Origin of the sequence: Cupriavidus sp. H19C3 (genome assembly GCF_049393815.1) — a bacterium.
Classification (GTDB): Bacteria; Pseudomonadota; Gammaproteobacteria; order Burkholderiales; family Burkholderiaceae; genus Cupriavidus.
In genome coordinates, this window is record NZ_CP184985.1 from 3789440 (window position 1) to 3814007 (window position 24568).

At 66.8% G+C, this 24568-nt stretch carries 21 protein-coding genes and 1 tRNA gene; 9 read left to right on the plus strand and 13 right to left on the minus strand.

What is annotated here, in order from left to right:
* Positions 1 to 183: 183 nt before the first annotated feature.
* The 7 genes from lnt to DFLDMN_RS17575 all read right to left on the minus strand — a co-directional run bounded on the left by lnt (position 184) and on the right by DFLDMN_RS17575 (position 8409).
* A complete protein-coding gene (gene lnt / locus DFLDMN_RS17545; protein WP_423196141.1) occupies positions 184 to 1827 on the minus strand; it encodes an apolipoprotein N-acyltransferase in 1644 nt (547 codons plus the stop codon).
* Positions 1824 to 2711: an HlyC/CorC family transporter gene (locus tag DFLDMN_RS17550; protein WP_423198459.1), complete on the minus strand. Its 888-nt coding sequence runs from the start codon at positions 2709 to 2711 to the stop codon at positions 1824 to 1826. Before DFLDMN_RS17550 ends, lnt begins: the two co-directional genes overlap by 4 nt.
* Positions 2712 to 2855: 144 nt before the next feature.
* The gene (gene ybeY / locus DFLDMN_RS17555) at positions 2856 to 3587 is read right to left on the minus strand and encodes an rRNA maturation RNase YbeY (protein WP_423196142.1); all 732 of its coding nucleotides are present in this window, start codon (positions 3585 to 3587) and stop codon (positions 2856 to 2858) included.
* The gene (locus DFLDMN_RS17560) at positions 3587 to 4585 is read right to left on the minus strand and encodes a PhoH family protein (protein ID WP_423198460.1); all 999 of its coding nucleotides are present in this window, start codon (positions 4583 to 4585) and stop codon (positions 3587 to 3589) included. Before DFLDMN_RS17560 ends, ybeY begins: the two co-directional genes overlap by 1 nt.
* Positions 4582 to 5946 (minus strand): tRNA (N6-isopentenyl adenosine(37)-C2)-methylthiotransferase MiaB, encoded by a 1365-nt coding sequence (gene miaB, locus DFLDMN_RS17565; RefSeq protein WP_423196143.1) that lies wholly within the window; start codon positions 5944 to 5946, stop codon positions 4582 to 4584. Before miaB ends, DFLDMN_RS17560 begins: the two co-directional genes overlap by 4 nt.
* 121 nt (positions 5947 to 6067) lie before the next feature.
* Positions 6068 to 6445, minus strand: coding sequence for a hypothetical protein (locus DFLDMN_RS17570; RefSeq protein WP_423196144.1), 378 nt, complete (start codon positions 6443 to 6445; stop codon positions 6068 to 6070).
* Between the two features lie 260 nt (positions 6446 to 6705).
* Positions 6706 to 8409 carry a ClcB-like voltage-gated chloride channel protein gene (locus DFLDMN_RS17575; RefSeq protein ID WP_423196145.1) on the minus strand — a complete coding sequence of 568 codons (1704 nt, stop codon included), beginning with the start codon at positions 8407 to 8409 and terminating at the stop codon, positions 6706 to 6708.
* A gap of 334 nt (positions 8410 to 8743) precedes the next feature.
* Here DFLDMN_RS17575 and DFLDMN_RS17580 point away from each other — a divergent pair, with 334 nt between their 5' ends.
* On the plus strand, positions 8744 to 10378 hold the full coding sequence (locus DFLDMN_RS17580; protein ID WP_423196146.1) for a DEAD/DEAH box helicase: 1635 nt from the start codon (positions 8744 to 8746) through the stop codon (positions 10376 to 10378).
* Between the two features lie 4 nt (positions 10379 to 10382).
* On the plus strand, positions 10383 to 11456 hold the full coding sequence (locus DFLDMN_RS17585; protein ID WP_423196147.1) for a serine/threonine protein kinase: 1074 nt from the start codon (positions 10383 to 10385) through the stop codon (positions 11454 to 11456).
* A 27-nt stretch (positions 11457 to 11483) separates the two neighbouring features.
* Here DFLDMN_RS17585 and DFLDMN_RS17590 read toward each other — a convergent pair whose 3' ends face one another.
* Positions 11484 to 11924 carry a universal stress protein gene (locus DFLDMN_RS17590; RefSeq protein WP_423196148.1) on the minus strand — a complete coding sequence of 147 codons (441 nt, stop codon included), beginning with the start codon at positions 11922 to 11924 and terminating at the stop codon, positions 11484 to 11486.
* Between the two features lie 167 nt (positions 11925 to 12091).
* Here DFLDMN_RS17590 and DFLDMN_RS17595 point away from each other — a divergent pair, with 167 nt between their 5' ends.
* Both DFLDMN_RS17595 and DFLDMN_RS17600 read left to right on the plus strand, forming a co-directional pair.
* On the plus strand, positions 12092 to 13174 hold the full coding sequence (locus DFLDMN_RS17595; RefSeq protein ID WP_423196149.1) for a CaiB/BaiF CoA transferase family protein: 1083 nt from the start codon (positions 12092 to 12094) through the stop codon (positions 13172 to 13174).
* Positions 13175 to 13328: 154 nt separating this feature from the next.
* Positions 13329 to 13946 carry a LuxR C-terminal-related transcriptional regulator gene (locus tag DFLDMN_RS17600; protein WP_423196150.1) on the plus strand — a complete coding sequence of 206 codons (618 nt, stop codon included), beginning with the start codon at positions 13329 to 13331 and terminating at the stop codon, positions 13944 to 13946.
* A 214-nt stretch (positions 13947 to 14160) separates the two neighbouring features.
* On the opposite strand, the gene DFLDMN_RS17605 is transcribed toward DFLDMN_RS17600, so the two are convergent.
* From DFLDMN_RS17605 to DFLDMN_RS17625, 5 genes are all read right to left on the minus strand, one after another.
* A tRNA-Met gene (locus DFLDMN_RS17605) sits at positions 14161 to 14237 on the minus strand.
* Between the two features lie 125 nt (positions 14238 to 14362).
* Complete coding sequence (locus tag DFLDMN_RS17610) at positions 14363 to 16060, minus strand: MFS transporter (protein ID WP_423196151.1); 1698 nt, start codon at positions 16058 to 16060, stop codon at positions 14363 to 14365.
* A gap of 241 nt (positions 16061 to 16301) precedes the next feature.
* Positions 16302 to 16667 (minus strand): DUF4212 domain-containing protein, encoded by a 366-nt coding sequence (locus tag DFLDMN_RS17615; RefSeq protein WP_423196152.1) that lies wholly within the window; start codon positions 16665 to 16667, stop codon positions 16302 to 16304.
* Positions 16664 to 18277, minus strand: a complete 1614-nt coding sequence (locus tag DFLDMN_RS17620) for a sensor histidine kinase N-terminal domain-containing protein (RefSeq protein ID WP_423196153.1) — start codon at positions 18275 to 18277, stop codon at positions 16664 to 16666. The genes DFLDMN_RS17615 and DFLDMN_RS17620 overlap by 4 nt, the downstream gene beginning before the upstream one ends.
* Before the next feature lie 20 nt (positions 18278 to 18297).
* Entirely contained in the window at positions 18298 to 18987 is a 690-nt protein-coding gene (locus DFLDMN_RS17625; RefSeq protein WP_423196154.1) for a response regulator, read from the minus strand.
* A gap of 329 nt (positions 18988 to 19316) precedes the next feature.
* On the opposite strand from DFLDMN_RS17625, the gene recA reads away from it, so the two are divergent.
* The 5 genes from recA to sucD all read left to right on the plus strand — a co-directional run bounded on the left by recA (position 19317) and on the right by sucD (position 24227).
* Positions 19317 to 20384 carry a recombinase RecA gene (gene recA / locus DFLDMN_RS17630; protein ID WP_423196155.1) on the plus strand — a complete coding sequence of 356 codons (1068 nt, stop codon included), beginning with the start codon at positions 19317 to 19319 and terminating at the stop codon, positions 20382 to 20384.
* 38 nt (positions 20385 to 20422) lie between these two features.
* Complete coding sequence (gene recX / locus DFLDMN_RS17635; protein ID WP_423196156.1) at positions 20423 to 20911, plus strand: recombination regulator RecX; 489 nt, start codon at positions 20423 to 20425, stop codon at positions 20909 to 20911.
* Between the two features lie 409 nt (positions 20912 to 21320).
* Positions 21321 to 22007 (plus strand): DUF2889 domain-containing protein, encoded by a 687-nt coding sequence (locus tag DFLDMN_RS17640; RefSeq protein WP_423196157.1) that lies wholly within the window; start codon positions 21321 to 21323, stop codon positions 22005 to 22007.
* Positions 22008 to 22097: 90 nt separating this feature from the next.
* Entirely contained in the window at positions 22098 to 23264 is a 1167-nt protein-coding gene (sucC, locus tag DFLDMN_RS17645) for an ADP-forming succinate--CoA ligase subunit beta (RefSeq protein ID WP_423196158.1), read from the plus strand.
* A gap of 81 nt (positions 23265 to 23345) precedes the next feature.
* Positions 23346 to 24227, plus strand: coding sequence for a succinate--CoA ligase subunit alpha (gene sucD / locus DFLDMN_RS17650; protein WP_423196159.1), 882 nt, complete (start codon positions 23346 to 23348; stop codon positions 24225 to 24227).
* The last annotated feature ends 341 nt before the right edge of the window (positions 24228 to 24568 follow it).

Sequence of the window (24568 nt, forward strand, 5' to 3'; positions counted from 1 at the left end):
TCATGACTTTGCTGTCTCGCAAGCCTTATATCGCCGCCATCGCCGTGATGGCCGCCGTCGTCGCCGTGGCGCTGATCCGCTAAGGATCTTCGGACCGCTGGTTCGCCCTTCAGACGCCTTTCAGACGCCCACCCGGTCGCACCTGCAGGTCCGCGCGTGCCCCTGATGCACCGTCATGAACCGTCATGCACGGCGCTTGCGCGCGGCCAGCGCTCCCAGCAGTCCCAGCGCCAGCACCGCCAGGCTCGCCGCCAGCATCGGCACGTTGCCCCAGCGGATAAACGGTGTGAACCCCTGCATGCCCTGTACGCTTGCCGCCAGCGTGCCGACCTCGAAGGTCGGCAGACGCTGGCTTGCGCCATCGGGCGTGACCACCGCCGTCATGCCGGTATTGGTCGCGCGCAGCATCGGCCGGCGCATTTCCAGCGCGCGCATGCGCGAAATCTGCAGGTGCTGGTCCAGCGCGATGGTGTCGCCAAACCACGCGAGGTTGGTCATGTTGGCCATCATGTTGGCCGGCTGCGCCTGGTGCCGCAGCGTGTGCGCGATTTCCTCGCCGAACAGATCCTCGTAGCAGATATTGGGCGCCACGCGGACGCCGCGCACGGGCACCGCCTGCTGGTCGAGGCCGCCGCGCCGGAAATCGCCGAGCGGCATCTTCATCATGTTCACGAACCAGTGGAAGCCGAACGGAATGAATTCGCCGAACGGCACCAGGTGATGCTTGTTGTAGCGGTACAGCTCCGGCTGCTCTGGCCCGATCGCGAATGCGCTGTTGGTGAAATCGATCGGCGAGTTCGCGCCCACCGCACCGAACAGGATGGTGCTGCCGGTGTGCTCCATGTAGCGCCGCACATCGCGTGCGATATCGACCGGCAGATCCTGCAAAATCACCGGGAAGCCGGTCTCGGGCGTGACCACGAGGTCGGCCGGCTGCGCGGTGATCAGGTCGCGGTAGAGTTCCAGCGAGCGCTGGATGCCGACCGGCTCGAACTTCACGTCCTGTGCGACGTTGCCCTGCAGCAGCCGCACCGAGATGGGCCGACCCGCCGGCTCGGTCCACTTTACGGGGCGCAGCAGCGCCCCGGCCACCAGGATGCCGGCGCCAACGGCAAGCGCCGCGCCCAGGCGCCGACGCTGTGGCAGAAAGCCCGCCCGCACCGCCACCACCAGCAAGGCGGCGATCGTGCCGGCCAGCACGGCAATGCCATAGACGCCGAACAGCGGTGCAAAGCCGGCGAGCGGACCGTCGGTATGCGGATAGCCGCTGCCGAGCCACGGAAAGCCGGTCAGCACCACGCCGCGCAACCACTCGGACAGGCCCCAGGCGGCGCCGAACACGACTGCCGCCATGACGCCCATGGCGCCGCGCGCCGCATGCCGGCACAGCCAGTGCCAGCCATACCCGGCCAGCGCGGGCCAGATCGACAGGTACATCGAGAACAGCACCACCGCGGGCGCCGCCATCCAGGCCGGCATCTCGCCATACACGTGCATGCTGATATAGAGCCACCAGATGCCCGACAGGAACCAGCCCATGCCGAACGCATAGGCGGTGGCCGCCGCCACGCGCGGCCGGGGGGCGTCGGCCAGCAACGCCACCAGCCCGGCGAGCGACAGCAGCTGCAGCCACCACCAGTCATGCGGGGCGAATGACTGGGTATGCGCCACACCGAGGATCGCGGCGAGCAGCAGGCGTCCGCGGGAGCGGAGCATGCCGGCGCCGCGCCCGGTCGTCATGGACGACTGGCGCGAAGTATCGGGCGAGGAACCGAGATGGCCGTCGGCGCGGCGCGCGTCCACCGCGCTGGCGGCAACCCGCTTCATGCGTCGGCCACGGCCAGCGCCTCGGGGGCGGTTTCACGGCGCACCAGCAGCAGGTGCACCTGGCGGGCGTCGGCGCGCAGCACTTCGAAGCGGATCGGCGGCAGCGTGATGACTTCGCCGCGATGCGGCACATGGCCGAGGTGATTGATCAGCAGGCCGCCGACGGTATCCACGTCGTGATCGGAAAAACCGGTGCCGAACGCTTCGTTGAATTGCTCGATCTCGGTCAGCCCGTGCACGCGCCAGGCGCCGTCGGCGGTCGCCAGGATCTTGTCCTGGTCCTCGTCGAGGTCGAACTCGTCCTCGATGTCGCCGACGATCTGCTCCAGCACGTCCTCGATGGTCAGGAGGCCCGCCACACCGCCGTATTCGTCGACCACGATCGCGATGTGATTGCGGTTGATGCGGAATTCGCGCAGCAGGATATTGAGCCGCTTCGACTCCGGAATGAACACGGCCGGGCGCAGCGTTTCGCGCAGGTCGAAGGTGTCGTCGGTGTAGTACCGCAGCAGGTCCTTGGCCAGGAGGATGCCGATGATGTTGTCACGGCTGCCTTCGTAGACCGGAAAGCGCGAGTGCGCGGTCTGCTGCATGTAGGGAATGAAGGTCTCCGGCGCGTCGGCGATGTTGACCATATCCATCTGGGCACGCGGCACCATGATGTCGCGCGCGGTGAGCTCGGATACCTGGAACACGCCCTCGATCATCGAGAGCGAATCGGCATCGATCAGGTTGCGCGCATGCGCGTCCTGCAACACTTCGAGCAGTTCGGCGCGGGTGTCCGGCTCAGGAGAGATGAAATCCGAAAGACGTTCGAGCAGGGATCTGGGGCGATCCGCCTGCCTGTGGCTGGCAGGTTTCGAACTGGGATAAGGGTCGTTCATGTCGCGGCGAGCGCGTGGTGGAGATCGTCTGAAGCATACACTAAAAGCCTTGCGGCCCCGTGACAGCGCGGGACCGGGTGCACTAAGCGCCTCTCGCTGCACCGCGCGGGTGCGGCGCGCGCGGATCACCGTGCCCCGCACCCCTCAGGCGCGATAGGGATCGTCGAAGCCCAGCGCCTGCAGCGTCTCGGTCTCGATCGCTTCCATTTCCTCGGCCTCCGCCTCGTCCTCGTGCTCGTAGCCCTGGGCATGGAGCACGCCGTGCACGATCAGATGCGCATAGTGGGCGAGCAGCGGCTTGCGCTGTTCGCGCGCTTCCTTCTCCACCACCGGGCAGCACAGCACGATATCGCCGGCCACGGGGTCGTCCTCGTGCTCGGCATAGGCGAAGGTCAGCACGTTGGTCGCATAGTCCTTGCCGCGATAGCTGCGGTTCAGCGCGCGGCCTTCGTCCTCGCCGACAAAACGCACGGTCAGCGCGGCATCGGCGTACAGGGCCGACTTGACCCAGGTCTCCACCTGCTTGCGGCGCGGCAGCCCGTCGCCCTTGCGAATGCCGTCGCCAAACTGGATATCGAGCTCCAGCGCGCGCGGCGTGGCCGGCGTGCCGGTGGTGGTGGTGAGCGGCGTGGCCGTGATGGCGACCGACAGCGCGTCGTGGTTGTCCGGGCGCATCAGCAGGCCAGCCTGCTGCGCGGGGTCGGTATGCTCGGCCAGGAGCGCGACCACGCCATCGTCGGCCTGTGACAGGTCGATGGTGAGGCTGCGTCCATCGGGCAGCTGCACGCGCAGCGCGTGCGCGCTGGTCTTGCGCGCGCGGCCGTCGGCATCGAACAGGGTCAGGCTGGGAGCCGGGCGGGACTTGGAATTCGACATCAGGCGTCTTTATGTTGGGCGTGGTACTCGTCGTAGGCGTCGACAATGCGTGCCACCAGCGGATGGCGCACGACGTCGATGCTCGAGAAGCGCGTGAACGACACGCCGCGCACATCGCGCAGCACGTGCTGGGCCTCGACGAGGCCGCTCTTCTGTCCGCGCGGCAGGTCGATCTGCGTGGTATCGCCGGTGATCACTGCCTTCGAACCGAAGCCGATACGGGTAAGGAACATCTTCATCTGCTCGGGCGTGGTGTTCTGCGCCTCGTCGAGGATGATGAACGCGTGGTTGAGCGTGCGGCCGCGCATGTAGGCCAGCGGCGCGATCTCGATCATCTGCCGCTCGAACATCTTCTGCGTGCGGTCGAAGCCGAGCAGGTCGTAGAGCGCGTCGTAGAGCGGGCGCAGGTACGGGTCGACCTTCTGCGCGAGGTCGCCGGGCAGGAAGCCGAGCCGCTCGCCGGCCTCCACCGCGGGGCGCGTCAGCACGATGCGCTTGACGGCGTCGCGCTCGAGCGCATCCACCGCGCACGCCACCGCGAGATAGGTCTTGCCGGTTCCCGCGGGGCCGATGCCGAGCGTCAGGTCGTGCGAGAGGATATGGCGCAGGTACTCGCGCTGCGCGGCGGTACGGCCCTGCAGGCCCGAGCGGCGCGTGTGCAGCACCGGGGATTCGTCGTCGGGCGCCACCGCGGCGTCGGCTTCGCCCTGCTCGGGCAGGTAGCCTCCATGCGCCGACACCTGGCGCGACTCGACCAGACCGAGCTGCACGTCGTCGATCGACAGCGGCAGGCGCGCGTCGTTGTAGAAGCGCTCGAGCGCGAGCGCGGCATCCTGCGCGAGCGTGCCGCGCACGGTCATGCGATGGCCGCGGCGCTGGATGGTCACGTCGAGCGCCTGCTCGATCTGGCGCAGGTTTTCATCGAGCGGCCCGCACAGGTTCTGCAGGCGCGTGTTGTCGTCCCTGGGCGCGACGAACTCGGCGGAGGGCATCTTCATTGGCATGATGACTGGCGTACCACGATCTCACCGCGCAGCGAGTGCGGGAAGGCCTCGGTGATATTGACGTCGACCATCTGCCCGATCATGCGGTCGCGCTGCGTCTGCGGCACGCCCGGCAGCGCGAAGTTGACCACGCGGTTGTTCTCGGTGCGGCCGTGCAATTCGGTCGGATCCTTGCGCGCCGGACCTTCGACCAGAATGCGTTGCACGCTGCCGACCATGCCGCGGCTGATGCGCTGCACGTTGTCCTCGATGGTCGCCTGCAGATGCTGGAGGCGGCGCAGCTTGACCTCGCGCGGCGTATCGTCGTGCAGGTTGGCCGCGGGCGTACCGGGGCGCGGGCTGAAGATGAACGAGAACGAGGTGTCGTAGCCGATCTCCTCGACCATCGCCATCAGCTTGTCGAAGTCCGCATCGGTTTCGCCGGGAAAGCCGATGATGAAGTCGGACGACATCGACATCTGCGGCCGCAACACGCGCAGCTTGCGGATGATGCTCTTGTACTCCAGCACGCTGTAGCCGCGCTTCATCGCCATCAGGATGCGGTCGGACGCATGCTGCACGGGCAGGTGCAGATGATTGACGAGCTTGTCGCAGCGGCCGTACAGCTCGATCAGCCGCGAGGTGAATTCCTTCGGATGGCTGGTGGTGTAGCGAATGCGCTCGATGCCGGGGATCTCGGCCACGTATTCGATCAGCAGCGCAAAGTCGGCGATTTCGCTGGTACCGCCCATGGCGCCGCGATAGGCGTTGACGTTCTGGCCCAGCAGCGTGACCTCGCGCACGCCCTGTTCGGCAAGGCCGGCCACTTCGGCCAGCACGTCCTCGAACGGGCGCGACACTTCCTCGCCGCGCGTGTACGGCACCACGCAGTAGCTGCAGTACTTGGAGCAGCCTTCCATGATCGAGACGAACGCGCTGGGACCCTCCACGCGCGCCGGCGGCAGGTGATCGAACTTCTCGATCTCGGGGAACGAGATGTCGACCTGCGAGAGGCCGGTCTGGCGGCGGCGTTCGATCAGGTCCGGCAGGCGGTGCAGCGTCTGCGGGCCGAACACGACATCCACATACGGTGCGCGCGACACGATGGTCGCGCCTTCCTGGCTGGCGACGCAGCCGCCCACGCCGATCACGAGGTCGGGTCTGGCGGCCTTGAGGGCCTTCATGCGGCCGAGTTCGGAGAACACCTTCTCCTGCGCTTTCTCACGCACGGAGCACGTGTTGAACAGGATGACGTCGGCGTCCTCGACGTTGTCGGTGGGCTCGAGGCCCTGGCTGGCATTGAGTACGTCCACCATCTTGTCCGAGTCGTACTCGTTCATCTGGCAGCCGTAGGTCTTGACGAAAACTTTCTTCATGGTGCCGGTCTCAGTGGTTTATCTGGGGGCACCCGCGGTAAAACGGGTTACTGCCTGAAATTGTCCGCGACGGGCTCGTCGCGGTCCTGCCTTGTTCCTGCGTGCTCAGTGTCCTGCGTGCTCAGTGCGCGGACTTCCACGCCTTGTACTCGGCCTCGGTCATGATCCACGCGGTCAGCAACTGGCCGTAGAGGTCGAGGCGGTAACGCACCTCGAGCTTCTTGCCGGCGATGGCCTGCGGATTGAGCAGCTGCATGTCCGGCGAAAACACCCGCACGCCCGGTGCGAGGCCGACCGTATTGCTGCCCAGCCTGGCCGTCTGCGGACCGTTGGCGGCGGGCGCCGCCATCACCAGGCGTGCCTGCAGCGCATCCGGCGGAATCACACGCAGGATCGGTGCGCCGGCGTTGCCATCGACAAAGGTCGGTGTATCCGGCTGGATGGTCATCTGCTGGGCCAGCGCGGCCGGTGCGACGATCATGGCCACGAGCGTTGCCATCAGCCGATGGCCCAACCGAGGGCCCAACCGAGGGCGGCACATTACTGCAGCGGCACGCACTGCAGCGGTACTGAATCCAGCGGTACGGAATCCAGCGGTACGGAATCCAGCGGTACGGAATCCAGCGGGCATTGAGCGCTCCGGCACGAGTCAGCGGGAAACAAGGGTAACCGCGGATTTTACCCGTTCGGCCGCCGGCAAGGGCATTTCACTCGGGTGCTGTGGCGCAATCAGAACACGTGCGCGGTGAACACGTGCCATCAGAACAGGCAGGCCGCTTCCTGCAGCACGCGCTGCTTGGACACGGTACCGAGCAGCTCGCGGCTGTCGGTATCGCGGATCAGCGGAATCCGGTTGATGCCGTGGTGCGAGAACAGCGCCAGCGCGTCGCGCAGGCGCGAATCCGGCGTCAGCGACGGGAACTCGCGGTCGGCCAGCGCCAGCAGGCTGGCGCCGGGCTGCTCGCGCTCGGCGCGCTGGATCGCGTGGATCGAAATCGCGCCCAGCAGCGCACCGGCCGTGGAGACGAGATACAAGTAGCGCGTGCCGGTCTCGGCGAACTTGTCGGCGGCCTGCGCCACGCTGGCGTCGGGGCCGATCACGGTGTCGGTGGGGTCGCACAGGCCGGCGAGCTGGAGTGTGCGCGCACGTTCCACCGCGGCGCTGGCCTGCGCGCGTTCGGTCACCACACTGTAGAGCGACAGGGTCTGGCAGCGCGAAGCCGTGTAATAGGCCGCCACGGCGCCGATCATCGATGGCAGCAGCAGCGCCGGGGCGAGCGTCATTTCAAACACCATCAGCACCGACATCAGCGGCGCATGGCTGGTGGCGGCGAGGAAAGCGCTCATGCCAACCAGCGGTAGCATCGGCGCCCAGTCGCCGCCCGGCATGAGCAGCGCCAGCACTTGGCCCAGCGCCGCGCCCACGAACAGCGAAGGCGTGAAGACACCACCCACCGCGCCCGAGCCCATGCTGATGACGGTGGCCGCGAGCTTGGCCAGCAGCACGCCGGCGATGGGAACCGAGAGCGGATGTCCCTGCAGGATGGTCTGGATGGTGAAATAGCCGTTGCCGACCACCTCCGGTACCGCCATGGCAAGCAGGCCGACCAGCAGGCCGCCGAGCGCCAACCGGGCCGGCGGGCCGCCGCGCAGGCGGCCGAAGCTCGTGCGCGCGACCCGTGCCGCGTGCTGGAACAGGGCGCCGGCGACGCCGGCCACCAGACCGAGCGCCACCGCGGCCAGCATCAGCTGTGGCCGGATATCCGGTTCGATATGAAGGCCCGGGTACAGGGGCTGAAGGCCGCCGTGCCACTGGCTGACCATGGCGCCGGCGACGGAGGCGAGGAACAGCGGCATCAGCCGCTGCACGGCCAGCGCGCCGAACACGACTTCCGCGACGAACACCGCCGCGGACAGCGGCGTGTGATAGACCGTGGCCAGGCCGGCCGCGGCCCCACAGGCAGTCAGCATGCGGCGCATGTTGGTGTCGTCGGCGTCGCGTCCGACGGGCGGCTCGGCGCGCGGCGTGCGGGCCGATGGAAACAGCGAGCCGCACAGCGCGGCCAGCTGGATCATCGCGCCCTCCTTGCCGACCGAGCTGCCCGAGACGATCGAACAGAACGACGACAGCGAGCGCAGCAGCGTGATGCGCACCGGCAGCCGGCCGGTGCCGCTCGCGACCGCCTCCATGTAGTCGGTGGGGCCCGTCTGCGCGGCCTGCAGCCGTTCGGCCAGCATCAGCAGCGCACCGGCGATCATCCCGCCCACGGCGGGAATCACCACGCGCCAGGCCAGCGCCAGCCCCGCAAAGACCAGTACGATATCGGCATCGGTGCGATAGAGCGCGAGGCCGGCGCCTTCCAGCGCGGCTTTGAACAGCGTGGTGGCGATGGCCGCGAGGATGCCGACGGGAATCGCGGCAAACAGTGTTACTTCCTGGTCTTCGAGAAATCGGAGCCGCATGATGATCGGGCACGGGGCGGTGAGCGCCCATGATACTCCCGGGCCACCCCGCCGCGAAATCCGCCATGGGCGTCCCCACGGCATGCGGCCGTCACGCGTGGCAAGCGAAATGAAAGGCATGGCGCACGACAGGGGTAAAGCACGAGAAGGACAAAGCGTTTCGCGGCGGACTGGTACACTACGGGCCTTTCCTGTTCCGGAGACGGGGGCAATCGACCTGTCCCGCCGGAGCGCGGGCTGCATGGTGCATCGCCCGTGCCATACCGGTTATCCCATTGTTGCCGCTCCACGATTGGCGCACCCTATGCGCGGCGGGCGGCCGAAGCGTCCATTCATGTCTTTTTCCGAACTTGGCTTGTCCGACAAGCTTGTGCGTGCCGTGGCCGAACAGGGCTACACCACGCCGACCCCGATTCAGGCGCAGGCCATTCCTGCCATTCTCAAAGGCGGCGACCTGCTCGCCGGCGCGCAGACCGGGACCGGCAAGACCGCCGGTTTCACGCTGCCCATGCTGCAACTGCTGACCGAATCCATCGAACGCAATCCCGTGCCGCGCGGCCAGCGCGCACCGGTGCGCGCGCTCGTGCTCACGCCCACGCGCGAACTCGCGGCGCAGGTCGAGGAGAGCGTGCGCAACTATGGCAAGTATTTGCGGCTCCGCTCGATGGTGATGTTCGGCGGCGTCGGCATCAATCCGCAGATCGAAGCGCTCAAGCGCGGCGTGGATATCGTCGTGGCCACGCCTGGCCGCCTGCTTGACCACGTCTCGCAGCGCACGATCGATCTCTCGCAGGTGGAACTGCTGGTGCTCGACGAGGCGGACCGGATGCTGGACATGGGCTTTATCCATGACATCCGCAAGATCCTCAACATCCTGCCGGCCAAGCGCCAGAACCTGCTGTTCTCGGCCACGTTCTCGGACGATATCCGCGCGCTGGCCGACCGCCTGCTGAACAACCCGGCGTCGATCGAGGTCGCGCGTCGCAACACCACCGCCGAGACCGTGGCGCAGCGCGTGTATCCGGTGGACCGCGAGCGCAAGCGCGAACTGCTCGCGCATCTGGTGCGCACCCACGACTGGCACCAGGTGCTGGTGTTCACGCGCACCAAGCACGGCGCCAACCGGCTGGCCGAGCAGCTGACGCGCGACGGCCTGTCCGCGCTTGCGATCCACGGCAACAAGAGCCAGTCGGCGCGCATGCGCGCGCTGTCGGAATTCAAGGCCGGCACGCTGCGGCTGCTGGTGGCGACGGATATCGCCGCGCGCGGCATCGATATCGACCAGCTGCCCCACGTCGTGAACTTCGACCTGCCGAACGTGCCGGAAGACTATGTGCACCGGATTGGCCGGACCGGACGCGCGGGCGCAGAAGGCGAAGCGATCTCGCTGGTGTGCGTGGACGAACATGGCTTGCTGCGCGATATCGAACGACTGATCAAGCGTCAGATCGAGCAGACCGTGCTGCCGGGCTTCGAGGTGGATCCGACCATCGCGCCCGAGCCGATCCAGAAGAGCCGCCAGCAGCGCGGCGGCGGCCAGGGCCAGGGCCGTGGCCGTCCGGGTGGTGCCGCCGCGAGCGAGCAGCGGCGCCAGGCGCCGCAGGGCGAACCTCGTGGCCAGCGCGGCCAGGGTAGTCAGGGCGCTCAGGGCGCTCAGGGCGGTCAGGGCGGTCAGGGCGGTCAGGGCGCCAGCCGGGGCGGCCAGCGTGGGCAGGGGCAGCCGGGCCAGCCCGGTCAGCAGCGCGACGGCGCGCGCGCCAAAGCGCCCGCCGCGCCGGCCGCCAAGCCCGTCGCCAGGCCGGCCCAGGCACCGAAGTCCGGCCAGCCGCAGCCACAAGCACGCGCCCGACCGGCGCAGCCGCGCCGTCCGGCCGACAATGGCGGTGCGCCGCAGCCCGCCGGCGCCGCCCGCCCTGCCCGCAAGCCTGCACCGCAGGCGGCGCTGCTGGGCGGCAGCCGCAAGCCCTGAGCCCATGTCCGCGCCGCTCGATCCGACCGCCGACCGGCATCCCGACCAGGGCACCGACAGCGACGTGCCGTATGCCGGCCTGACGCCCGAGCGCATTCTCGATGCCCTCGAGTCGGCCGGTTTCCGTCCCGACGGGCGGCTGCTGGCATTGAACAGCTACGAGAACCGTGTGTGGCAGGTCGGCATCGAGGACGCCGCGCCCGTCGTCGCCAAGTTCTACCGGCCGGGGCGTTGGATCGATGCGGCGATTCTCGAAGAGCACGCCTTTGTGCGCGAGCTCGCGGACGCGGAAATCCCGGCGGTGCCGGCGCTTGCCAGCGGCGATGACGCGGCCGCGGGTGGCGGCACGCTGCACGTGCACGATGGCTTTCGCTTTGCGGTGTTTCCGCGCTGCGGCGGCCGCGAGCCGGCGCTCGACCTCGCCGAGACGCGCGTCTGGCTGGGCCGCTTTATTGGCCGGATTCACGCGGTGGGCGCCACGCGTCCGTATCAGGCGCGTCCCACCCTCGATATCGATACCTTTGGCGTGGCGTCGCGCGACTGGCTGCTCGCGCACGACTGCGTGCCGGCCGACCTGCTCGCGCCGTGGCGCGCCGCGGTCGACCTTGCGCTCGACGGCGTGCGCCGCTGCTACGAACGCGCCGGCGATATCCGCCTGCTGCGCCTGCACGGCGATTGCCATCGCGGCAACGTGCTGTGGATCGACGCTGACGATGCGCGCGGCCGTGGCGAGCCGGGGCCGCACTTCGTTGACTTTGACGACAGCCGCATGGGCCCGGCCGTGCAGGACCTGTGGATGTTGCTGGAAGGCGATCGCGCCGCCATGCAGGACCAGCTCGCCGATATCGTCGCGGGCTACGAGGATTTTGCCGCCTTCGAGCCGCGCGAACTGTGGCTCGTGGAAGCGCTGCGCACGCTGCGTCTGCTCCATTACAGCGCCTGGCTGGCCAGCCGCTGGCGCGATCCTGCCTTTCCCGCGGCGTTTCCGTGGTTCGGCACGGCGCGCTACTGGCAGGACCGCATCCTGGAGCTGCGCGAACAGATCGCCTTGATGGACGAACCCCCGCTCTGGGGGTAAGCGGGATCGGGCCGCGCGGGAAAGCGGTCAGCCTCGCGTCTTTTCCGCCTTCACCATGATGACCGGGCACTGGGCCTGCGCCACCACGCGCCCGGCCACCGAGCCCAGCACCGCATCGAAGAACGTGCCGCGGCCGTGGGTGCCCATGACGATCGCGCCCGCGCCGACGGATCTGGCGTGGGACAGGATCTTCTCCGGCGCAAAGCCATGCAGCGCATGGCGTTCGAAGGGAATGCCGGCGGCTGCCAGAATGTCGCAGACCGACCGCATGGCCTTGTCGCTCTCCTCCTGGTGCCACGACGCAACCGCGTCCTTGCTGACGAAGGCACGGACCTGTCCCGTGACGTCCGGGGTGACATGGACCACGTGGACCGTAAAGCCCGGCTGCAGCAGATCGCCGCGCGTCAGGAAATGCGCGGCGGCATCGCTGAACGGGGAGCCGTCGGTGGCGAGCACGATAGGGGTCATGACTGGGAACCTCCTCGAAGCGTGGGTCAAGGGACATCCAGGGCGGCATCGCCTCGACATCGACGATGCGCAACCCTCGACGGGATGCGTGGTTGCGATGCAATCGTTACGCCCGGCTATCATAGGCCCATATCGATAGGCCTATTTAGATCACCAGGAGACAGCACATGCACCAGCGCGGCATTCTTCCATTGCAAGGCGTCCGCATCGTCGAGTTCGAAGGGATTGGTCCTGGTCCGTTGTGCGGGGCGATGCTGGCCGGCCTGGGTGCGACAGTCACGCTGGTGACGCGCCCGGTTGCCCCCGAGGCGCGGCGCCTGCTGCTCGATGGTGACATGCCGCCGGAGGTTGCGCTCGATCATGACAAACATGTCATGGCGCTCGATCTCAAATCGGAGGCGGGCCATGCCGCAGCGCTCGACCTCGTGGCCGACGCCGATGCGCTGATCGAGGGGCTGCGGCCCGGCGCCATGGAGCGGCTGCGCCTGGGCCCGGCCGAATGCCACGCGCGCAATCCACGCCTGGTCTATGGCCGCATGACCGGCTGGGGCCAGCACGGCCCGCTCGCGCACAGCGCCGGACACGATCTCAACTACATCGCGCTGACCGGGTTGCTGCACAGCGCCGCGCCAGCAGGCGCACTGCCGCGTACGCCGCCGATGGTCCTGGGCGACGCCACCGGCGCGCTCGGCCTCGGCTTCGGCATCGCCAGCGCCATCGTGCATGCGCGCGCCACCGGCCAGGGCTGCGTGGTCGATGCCGCCATCACCGATATCGTCGCCATGCTGGGTGGGCTGCTGCAGGTGGCGCGCGCCGCCGGCAGCGTCGATGGCCCGCAGGCGAGCGCGTTCCACGATTCGCCGTTCTACGATGTCTACCGTTGTGCCGACGGCCGCGCGATCACGCTCTGCGCGCTCGAACCGCCGTTCTACCGCGTCCTGCTCGAACGACTGGGGCTTGCCGACGTCGCTCCGTCGGCGCAGTACGACCGTACGCAGTGGCCGGCGCTCAAGGCGCGTATCGCCGCCTTGATCGCGACCCAGCCGCTCGCGCATTGGCAGGCGCTGCTCGAAGGCACCGATGTGTGCTTTGCCCCGGTGCTGACCCTCGACGAGGCCGCGCGGCATCCGCACAACGTGGCGCGCGACGTCTACCGCGTGTATCGGCAGGACGGGCACGAGGCCGTGCAGGCCGGGGTGGCGCCCTGCTTCCTGCCCGCGGGCACCCCGAGCGCGGGCACGCGCGGCTAGCGCGCACGCGGCAGGGCGGGGTGGCAGGCCGGGTGCGGAAATTTCTGCATCAATTGTCGGAAATTTCGACAACCAGATTCGGCCTTTTCGACAATTCGCCGGGCACGGGCGCGCCTATTCTCGCCGCAGTCCCGTCCATGAAGGAGCGAATGCCATGTCCGTTGCACTGATCGTCGATGATCATCCCGCCGTCCGCCTTGCCGTTGCCGCGCATCTGACGCAAGACCTCGGCTTCGAAGTCCGCGAGGCCACCTGCGCCGCCGAGGCGATCCAGGCCATGAAGGAGGTCCAGCCCGACCTCGTCATCGTGGACCTCGACCTGCCCGCGCTGCCGGGCGACACGGTGATCGAGGCGGTGGGCAATCTGTGCCCGTCGGCCCGCCTGGTGGTGTTGTCCGCGCTGACCGGCGCGCCGATCCGCGCGTTGCGCGCGGGCGCGCATGGCTATGTGGCAAAGGATTCAGGGCTCCATGAACTCGCCGAGGTACTGCGCGTGGTGTTGTCCGGCTATGCGGTGTTTCCGGTGGGGTCGCTCGATACGCTGCGCCGCATCGCCGATGGGCCCGGCAGCCCGACCGCCGGCCTGAGCCGGCGTGAAATGACGGTACTGCGTTTTCTCGCCACGGGACAGTCGAACAAGTCGATCGCCGAGACCCTGCGCATCAGCAACAAGACCGTGAGCTCGCACAAGACCAGCATCATGACCAAGCTCAAGCTGTCATCGCTGATCGAACTCGCGGAGTTCGCGCGCCGGCATCATTTGATGGGATAAGAGGGGAGGGTGAGCCGAGGCCCTGATGCATGGCGCGCGCGAGGCCCGGTTGGTTTCGCGCGGGCCCGGCAGCGCGGGCCCGCGCCAGGCAGGCCAATCAAGAAAACAAGGCCACGACAGTAAGGCCACGACAATATGGCCACGACAGTAAGGCCACGACAACAAGGCAAAGAAAAAAGCCGCAATCCCTTGCGGGATGCGGCTTTTTGAATCGTGGTGGCGAATCAGGGACTCGAACCCCGGACCTGCGGATTATGATTCCGTCGCTCTAACCGACTGAGCTAATTCGCCAACGAAGACCGTGATTATACCTACGACTTTGACGCTGTCAACACCTTTGTTGTGGTGCGCCGCACCTGCCGGCGGGCGGCTCCCTGTTGGTGGGGGGAGCCGCCGCGGGCGGGCGGGCTACGGCATCAGTCGTGCGCGTAGATATCGACGTCCTTGGTTTCGCGGATGAACAGCGCGCCGATCACGAAGGTCATGGCGGCGATGATGATCGGGTACCAGAGGCCGTAGTAGATGTTGCCGTTCTGCGCCACGAGGGCGAACGAGATGGTCGGCAGCAGGCCACCGAACCAGCCGTTACCGATGTGGTAGGGCAGGGACATCGACGTGTAGCGGATGCGGGTCGGGAACATTTCCACCAGCATCGCCGCGATCGGACCGTACACCATCGTCACGTAGATCACCAGGATCACCAGCAGCACGAGCACCATGATGGTGTTCATCTGCGCCGGATCGGCCTTGGTCGGATAGCCAGCCGCGGCCATCGAGTCGGCCACGTCCTTCTTGAACGCGGCGATCTGCTTCTTGCTCGCGTCGTCGAAGCTGTGGCCACCCACGACACCGGCGTCGAATGCCTTGATCTCCTTGTCGCCGATCTTCACCGACGCCACGGTGCCGGCCGGCGCCTGGACCACCTCATAGCTTGCCGATGCCTGCGCCAGCGTACGCTTGACGATATCGCACGAGCTGCGGAAATCGACCTCGCGGGCGATCGGGCTGCCCTGGAACGAGCAGGTCTTGGGGTCGGCGGTGACCACGATCTGCGCGGTCTGCTGGGCGCGCTCGAGCGCCGGGTTGGCGTAGTGCGTCAGGCCCTTGAAGATCGGGAAGTAGGTCAGCACGGCCAGCGCGCAGCCCAGCATGATGATCCACTTGCGGCCGATCTTGTCCGACAGCGAGCCGAAGAAGATAAAGAACGGCGTACCGATCACCAGGGCACCGGCGATCAGCAGGTTGGCGGTCTTCGCGTCGACCTTCAGCACTTGCGTGAGGAAGAACAGCGAGTAGAACTGGCCCGAGTACCAGACCACGGCCTGGCCGGCGGTCAGGCCGATCAGTGCCAGGATCACGATCTTCAGATTGCGCCACTGGCCGAACGACTCGGTCAGCGGTGCCTTGGAGGTCTTGCCTTCGGCCTTCATGCGCTGGAACGCCGGCGATTCGCTCATCGACAGCCGGATATAGACCGACATGCCCAGCAGCAGGATCGACAGCAGGAACGGAATGCGCCAGCCCCAGCTATCGAAGTTCGGACCGGTCAGCTCGCGGCACAGCAGGATCACGATCAGCGACAGGAACAGGCCCATGGTCGCGGTAGTCTGGATCCACGCCGTGTAGGCGCCGCGCTTGCCGTGCGGCGCGTGCTCGGCCACGTAGGTGGCGGCACCGCCGTACTCGCCGCCGAGCGCAAGGCCCTGCAGCATGCGCAAGGCGATCAGGATGATCGGGGCAGCCCAGCCGATCGTCGCGTAGCCAGGCAGCAGGCCCACGATGAAAGTGGAGAAACCCATGATCAGGATGGTCACCAGGAAGGTGTACTTGCGGCCGATCATGTCGCCCAGGCGGCCGAACACCAGCGCGCCGAACGGCCGCACGATAAAGCCGGCGGCAAACGCGAGCAGCGCGAAGATGAACGCGGAGGTGGGGTCGAGGCCCGCGAAGAACTGCTTGGCGATGACGGCCGCCAGCGAACCGTACAGGTAAAAGTCGTACCACTCGAACACCGTGCCGAGCGAGGAGGCCAGAATGACCTTTTTCTCCTCGCGCGTCATCGGCGCGTTGTGTGCGGTGCCCCCCGGCATCGTCACGTTCTGCGCGTTAGCCATGTTGTCGTCTCCTCTACGTTGGGATCTCCGGCCCAACCCACACGGCGAAACACTGCGCGCACGTGCGGACCTGTGCACCGAAGTTGCAGACGATTGTGGGAGGCGAAACTTACTGCGTTCTGACAGGGGTGGTCGGGGTATACGCTAGCCGTGCGCGGCCGGGCACACGCCTGGCCGATGTTGCGGTGCCGGGTTGCGTGGCGCACGAACCCAGCATTGGCGCGGCAGTGGGTGCGTCTTGCTATGCAGCATCGGTGGGCCGTTGCGTCGCGCTGCGCGAGGGCGCATGCGACACGGCGGCGTCAGGTTCCACCGGATGGGAGTCGGTGGCATCGTCCTGGGGGCCTGGCACATGGACGCGGTTCATGTGCCAGGCGTAGAGCGCGGCCATCAGCACGTAGACGATCAGCGCGCCCTGTGCGCCCACCCAGAACGAGAAGGGCCAGCCGAAGAAGTCGAAGCGCAGCTCGCGCGCATACCAGCTCACCACGAATGTCACCACGAACCAGACCACCAGCAGCGCGGCGATATAGCGCAGGTTGTGGTGCCATGCGCGGCGTTCGGCCGCGGTGGCTGGCGCGAACGCTCGTTTGAAGGGGCGCTTCATGCGGAGATCCCTTCGAGGGGCCGGCGCAGCGTGATGCGGAAGCGCGTGCCGACGCGGCGCGGCTCGGTCTGCCACACATGGTCGCCGATGCTGACCTCGCCGCCATGCTGCTGCACGATCTCGCGCACGATCGCGAGGCCCAGGCCGCTGCCTTCGGTATTGGTGCCGAGCACGCGGTAGAAGCGCTCCATCACGCGTTCGCGTTCGGCGACGGGAATGCCCGGACCGGTGTCTTCCACATCGAGATAGACAAACGGTTCGAACGCATCCACGCTCACGCGCACGGTCGCATTGCCGCCGGACGGCGTATAGCGGATGGCGTTATCGAGCAGGTTGTTGAGCATCTCGGTCAGCATGAGGCGATTGCCGGTGATCATGACCGGGTGCTCGTCGGCCTCCAGGCCAAGGTCGATGCGGCGCGCCCACGCCTGCGGCAACCAGTCCTTGACCACCTCGCGCGCGAGCCCGGCGAGGTCGAGCGGCGCCATGCCGCCCACGCCGGCCAGGTTCTCCATGCGCGCCAGCGAGAGCAATTGCGTGACGAGGTGCGCGGTGCGTTCGGAGCTGCCCGCGATCTGCGCGAGCGAGCGCCGCAGTTCCTCGGGCGACTGCTCGCGCTGCGCGAGCTCGGCCTGCATGCGCAGGCCCGCGAGCGGCGTCTTCATCTGGTGCGCGGCATCGGCGATAAAGCGCTTCTGGGTCTGCACCGACTGGTCGAGGCGCGCGAGCAGGTCGTTGAACGAGGCCACCAGCGGCGTGATCTCCTGCGGCGCGGCACGCTCGTCGATGGGGCTGGTATCGCCCGGATTGCGCGCGCGGATACGTTGCTGGATCGCCGTGAGCGGGGCCAGCCCGCGCGTGAGGCCGAACCACACCAGCACCACCGCGAGGGGCAGGATGACGAACTGCGGCAGGATCACGCCCTTGATGATTTCATTGGCAAGGCGCGCGCGCTTGTCGAGGGTCTCGGCTACCTGCACCAGCACCGGCTGCGTGCCGCCCGCGTTCTTGAGCTCGACGTAGGTATAGGCCACCCGCACGTCGTTGGCGCCGACGCGGTCGTCGCGTAGCGACACCAGGCCGGCATGGGCCTGGTCGTCCTCGGGCGGCAGCGGCAGGTCGTGATCGCCGGCCACATACTCGCCGCGCTTGCCGACCACCTGGTAGTAGATGTTGTCGGTCTCGTCGGCGCGCAGGATCTCGCGCGCGGAGAGCGGCAACTGCAGCGTGACGCGGCCGTTGACCTCGCGTACCTGCTGCGACAGCACGATCGCGCTGGCCTCGAGCGAGCGGTCGAACGGGCCGTTGGCGATCGACTTGGCCACCAGGTAGGTGACGGCGATGCTCATCGGCCAGAGCAGCAGCAGCGGGGCGAGCATCCAGTCGAGGATTTCGCCGAACAGCGAGCGTGGCGCCGGATGAGCGGCGCTTTCCTCGAGGTGGGGCAGCGCGTCGGCCAGCGCTTCGTCGGTGACGGCGGGCTCGGCCGGCGGCGTGCCGGCCGGCGTGGGTTCCCCCGTGCCGGGCGTACCCGCTGCGGCGGCATCGCCGCGCGTGGCCGAAGGCGAGGGACGGGACAGGCGCCGCCAGGGCAGCCGCAGCAGGCTCATCCCGTGCTCTCTTTCGTGGGTCAGTCGTGCGCGGCCATGGCCGGCTGGAATTTCTCGAGGCAGTAACCGAGCCCGCGCACCGTGGCGATGCGGATGCCGCCCACCTCGATCTTCTTGCGCAGGCGGTGGACGTACACCTCGATGGCATTGTTGCTGACTTCCTCGCCCCATTCGCACAGGTGGTCCACCAGCTGTTCCTTGGAGACCAGCCGGCCGCTGCGGGTGAGCAGGATCTCGAGCAGGCCGATCTCGCGCGCGGAGAGATCGAGCATCTGTTCGTTGAGATAGGCGATGCGGCCGACCTGGTCGAACGCCAGCGGGCCATGGCGCATGAGCGTGGCACCGCCGCCGGCGCCGCGCCTTACCAGCGCGCGCACACGCGCTTCGAGCTCCGACAGCGCGAACGGCTTGGCCATATAGTCGTCGGCACCAAGGTCGAGGCCCTTGACGCGCTCGTCGACGCTGTCGGCTGCCGTCAGGATCAGCACGGGCAGCATGGCGCCGCGCGCGCGCAGCCGCTTGAGCACCTCGAGCCCGGTCATGCGGGGCAGGCCGAGGTCCAGGATCAGCAGGTCGAAATTCTGGGTGGAAAGCGCGGAATCCGCCTCCACGCCATTAGTGACGTGGTCGACGGCATAGCCGGACTGGCGTAGCGAGCGTGTCAGGCCGTCGGCCAGCACGTCGTCATCTTCGGCGATCAGAATCCGCATGGTTGTCTCCACCCTGTTGCCGGCTGCGCCGACCGGGCGGGGCACCGGTGGGGCTTGCCAAGCATACTGTTTTTTTATACAGTACCCGACATTCCGAGCGGGCCGCCTGGGGAAGGTGGCTACGCAGGTGGGCCGGGTCTGGCACCGGAGCGGGGGTTTGAGGAAAAAGCGTTGGAAAACCGATGGGAGACCATTGGAAGCCCATTGGAAGCCCATTGGAAGTCCATTGGAAGAACGTCCGAAAACGTTCTTGCTGCCCCGAAAATCCCGCGAAAACCGGCGCCGCGCCGCATGCGGCCTATTTATACACCATTGACTGAAGGACGACCATGGACGACAAGAAGGCCGGCGCCGGCGTGAGCGCGGAGAAGCAGAAGGCGCTTGCCGCCGCGCTTTCCCAGATCGAGAAGCAGTTCGGCAAGGGCTCGATCATGCGACTCGGGGACGGCGACGTCGAACAGGATATCCAGGTGGTGTCCACCGGCTCGCTGGGTCTGGACGTCGCGCTGGGCGTGGGCGGCCTGCCGCGTGGCCGCGTGGTCGAGATCTACGGTCCGGAATCGTCGGGCAAGACCACCCTGACGCTGCAGGTGGTGGCCGAGATGCAGAAGCTGGGCGGCACCTGCGCGTTTATCGACGCCGAGCACGCGCTGGACGTCAGCTACGCCGGCAAGCTTGGCGTGAGCGTGAACGACCTGCTGATCTCGCAGCCGGACACTGGCGAACAGGCGCTGGAGATCGCCGACGCGCTGGTGCGATCGGGCTCGATCGACCTGATCGTGATCGACTCCGTGGCGGCGCTGGTGCCCAAGGCGGAAATCGAAGGCGAAATGGGCGACTCGCTGCCGGGCCTGCAGGCCCGCCTGATGAGCCAGGCGCTGCGCAAGCTGACCGGCACCATCAAGCGCACCAACTGCCTCGTGATCTTCATCAACCAGATCCGCATGAAGATCGGCGTCATGTTCGGCTCGCCCGAAACCACGACCGGCGGTAACGCGCTGAAGTTCTACGCCTCGGTGCGCCTGGACATTCGCCGGATCGGCTCGATCAAGAAGGGCGACGACGTGATTGGTAACGAGACCAAGGTCAAGGTAGTCAAGAACAAGGTGTCGCCGCCGTTCCGCGAAGCGTTCTTCGACATCCTCTATGGCCAGGGGATTTCCCGCCAGGGCGAGATCATCGACCTCGGCGTGGATGCCAAGATCGTCGAAAAGTCGGGTGCCTGGTATAGCTACAACGGCGAAAAGATTGGCCAGGGCAAGGACAACGCGCGCGAATACCTGCGTGAGAATCCCGATATCGCCAACGAAATCGAAAACAAGGTCCGCGTGGCGCTGGGCGTGGCGCCGCTGAATGCCAGCGCGAAGGCAGCCGCGACCGCGGAAGTCGACGACTGACCTGGCCTGCGTACTGTTGAAGTACCGCTGACGTTCCGATGGCGCTTCGCCCCCCGCTTTCGCTCAAGGCGCGCGCCATCGGATATCTCTCGCGGCGTGAGCATAGCCGCGCCGAACTGGCGCGCAAGCTCGCGCCTCATGCCGAATCTCCCGAAGAAGTCGACACCCTGCTCGATGCCCTCGAGCGCGAGAACTGGCTATCCAATGCCCGATTCGTCGACAGCCTCGTCCATCGCCGCGCCAGCCGCTACGGCACCGCGCGCGTGCTGCAGGAAGCAAAGACCCACCAACTTGGCCACGAGCAGATCCGCGAACTGCAGGATCAGTTGCGTGCGACCGAGTTCGAGCGCGCGCGCGAAGTGTGGCGCAAGCGCTTTGGCGAAGCGCCGGATTCCGCCGAGGCACGCGCCAGGCAGATCCGCTTCATGATGGCGCGGGGCTTTTCCCGCGCGGTCATCGGCAAGGTGATCCGTGGTGCGGAGGAGGACCCCGCGATGGAGCAGGGCGACGGGGATAGCGGCGACTGACTGACCTCGCCCTGCCCGCCAGCCCGCATGGCCGTGTTGTATACCTGCGAGCACATCAGGTGTATTTGCCCGCTTGCCGCACATTCCGCACTGCAGCGCCGTTTCCGCTTGTTGTCCGAAAACCGTTGTGTGGCAAGGGTTTGCGGTCGACCAGGCTGCAACAATCGCGCGCCGACAGTGGCGGCGGCAGGTTGTTCCCGGCCAAGGGGGCGCGGCATGTTAAACTCTTCGGGTTTTTCGGTCCCACGGCGGCCGCGCGGCTTCAAGTCGCCACCACCCCGGACCATGTTCGCCTCCGGTTCGCCCCTGATTCTTGCCACTGGTCATGGCGGCCAGTGGTTGCAACCGGTTTGATACCCGATCGTCTGGTTTCTGCTTCTGATCCCCGCTTTTCCAGCCTGGTTTCCTCATGCCGCTCTCCCAGCCCGTCAACCGCGCACTGCGTCACCGCCGAGCCATTACGGCCGAGGCGTACCTGCGTGAGGACGGCCTGTGGGATATCGAGGCGCGCCTGACCGATACCAAGCCGCGCGACATTCCGCTCGCGGCCGGCGGCGTCCGGCCCGAGGGGCAGCCGCTGCACGACCTGTGGCTGCGCGTGACGATCGACCTGCGCATGAACGTGGTGGATGCCGAGGCCTGCTCCGACTGGGTGCCATATCCCGGCTATTGCGACACGATCGGGCCGGCCTACCGCAAGCTCGTCGGCCTGAACCTGATGCGAGGCTTCCGCAAGGCCGTACGCGAACGGCTCGGCGGCGTGGCCGGCTGCACCCATCTGACCGAACTGGCGGCGGTGCTGCCCACCACGGCGATCCAGGCTTTTGCCGGCGACGTGTTCAAGACCCGCGATACCGGTGCCGCCGGCGGCGCCGAAGATACCCACCCCGAACCCCCGTACCAGCTGCATGGATGCCACGCGCTTCACTTCGAGGGCGAGGTGGTTCGACAGTTTTACCCGCGCTGGTATGGTTACCAGCCGAAACCCAAGGCCGGCGCCGAGGCGTCGATGTCCCAGAACGCGTCACGCGGCGGTGCTCCGGCATCGGGCGGCGACGATGCCCTGGCCACCCGGCCCAACGGAACCTCAGGCTGACCGTCACGGTCGGCCGACAGGCGAGAGCCGTTCGTCTCCCACGAATTTCTCCTTCTTCCCCCTTTTACGCCTACCCGAAAGGAAACACGCATGAATATCCATGAGTATCAAGGCAAGGAAATCCTGCGCAAATACAACGTGCCGGTTCCGCGCGGCATTCCCGCGTTCTCGGTCGACGAAGCCCTGAAGGCTGCCGAACAGCTCGGCGGTCCGGTCTGGGTCGTGAAGGCGCAGATCCACGCCGGCGGCCGCGGTAAGGGCGGTGGCGTCAAGGTGGCCAAGAGCATGGACGAGGTCAAGACCTACGCCACCAACATCCTGGGCATGCAACTGGTGACGCACCAGACCGGTCCGGAAGGCAAGAAGGTCAACCGCCTCCTGATCGAGGAAGGCGCCGACATCAAGAAGGAACTGTACGTCAGCCTGGTGGTGGACCGCGTGTCGCAGAAGGTGGCCCTGATGGCCTCGAGCGAAGGCGGCATGGATATCGAGGAAGTCGCTGCCCATACCCCGGAAAAGATCCACACGCTGATCGTGGATCCGGCCGAAGGCCTCAAGGACGCCGACGCCGACGACATCGCCCGCAAGATCGGCGTGCCCGACGCGAGCGTGCCGCAGGCCCGCCAGGCCCTGCAAGGCCTGTACAAGGCGTTCTGGGAAACCGACGCGTCGCTGGCCGAAATCAACCCGCTGATCCTGACCGGCGACGGCAAGGTGATCGCGCTGGACGCCAAGTTCAACTTCGACTCCAACGCGCTGTTCCGTCACCCGGAAATCGTGGCCTACCGCGACCTCGATGAAGAAGACGCCAACGAAATCGAAGCGTCCAAGTTCGACCTGGCCTACATCTCGCTGGACGGCAACATCGGCTGCCTGGTGAACGGCGCCGGCCTGGCCATGGCCACCATGGACACCATCAAGCTGTTTGGCGGCGAGCCGGCCAACTTCCTCGACGTGGGCGGCGGTGCCACCACCGAGAAGGTGACCGAGGCGTTCAAGCTGATGCTGAAGAACCCGAACCTGAAGGCCATCCTGGTCAACATCTTCGGCGGCATCATGCGTTGCGACGTGATCGCCGAAGGCGTGATCGCTGCCTCGAAGGCGGTGTCGCTGTCGGTGCCGCTGGTGGTCCGGATGAAGGGCACCAACGAAGATCTGGGCAAGAAGATGCTGGCCGATTCGGGCCTGCCCATCATCTCGGCCGACGCGATGGAAGAGGCCGCCCAGAAGGTCGTGGCCGCCGCCGCTGGCAAGTAAGCCGATCCGCCAACTAACGCGAACGCGCGTAGCGAGCGGGTCCGCCCCGCGCTGCGTGCCAGCCAAGCAAAGGATTACAGCATGTCGATTCTGATCAACAAAGACACCAAGGTCATCACCCAGGGCATTACCGGCAAGACCGGCCAGTTCCACACCCGTGGCTGCCGCGACTACGCCAACGGCAAGAACGCCTTTGTGGCGGGCGTGAACCCGAAGAAGGCCGGCGAGGACTTCGAGGGCATTCCCATCTACGCGAGCGTGAAGGACGCCAAGCAGGCGACCGGCGCCACCGTGTCCGTCATCTACGTGCCGCCCGCAGGCGCTGCCGCCGCGATCTGGGAAGCCGTCGACGCCGACCTGGACCTCGTGGTCTGCATTACCGAAGGTATTCCTGTCCGCGACATGATGGAAGTCAAGGACAAGATGCGTAAGCAGAACAAGAAGACCCTGCTGCTGGGACCGAACTGCCCGGGCCTGATCACGCCGGACGAAATCAAGATCGGCATCATGCCGGGTCACATCCACCGCAAGGGCCGCATCGGCGTGGTGTCGCGCTCGGGCACGCTGACGTACGAAGCCGTGGGCCAGCTGACCGCGCTGGGCCTGGGCCAGTCGTCGGCCGTCGGTATCGGTGGCGACCCGATCAACGGTCTCAAGCACATCGACGTGATGAAGATGTTCAACGACGATCCGGAAACGGACGCCGTGGTCATGATCGGTGAAATCGGTGGTCCGGACGAAGCCAACGCCGCTTACTGGATCAAGGACAACATGAAGAAGCCGGTGGTTGGCTTTATCGCCGGTGTGACGGCGCCTCCGGGCAAGCGCATGGGCCACGCCGGCGCGCTGATCTCGGGTGGTGCGGACACCGCCCAGGCCAAGCTGGAAATCATGGAAGCGTGCGGCATCAAGGTCACCAAGAACCCGTCCGAAATGGGCCGCCTGCTCAAGTCCATCCTGTAAGTGGACCTATTGCATCGCTTGCAAGTGCAGTAAATGGAGCCTCGTCGCGCCGCGCGCCTGCCTCGCCTGTGTGCTGGCAGGCACCCGGGCACGACGGCCGGCTTCGTAGTAATTTGTAGTGTCCGTTGCCCCCGTGCGCAGGCCCGGGGGCAATGTCGTTTTTTGGCGAGCCGCCTCCTTAGGGTATGTCCGGAGGCCGTTGCCGGCGGATTGAAACCGAATCGAAAGGTTCGTGCGATACATCTGCATGTCTGGAATGTCAGACATCCGAAAGGCCTCAGTCAGGTTGGGTTGTGGGATTGAGGCACAGGGAACATAACCGAGAAATACGAGGAGCTTTG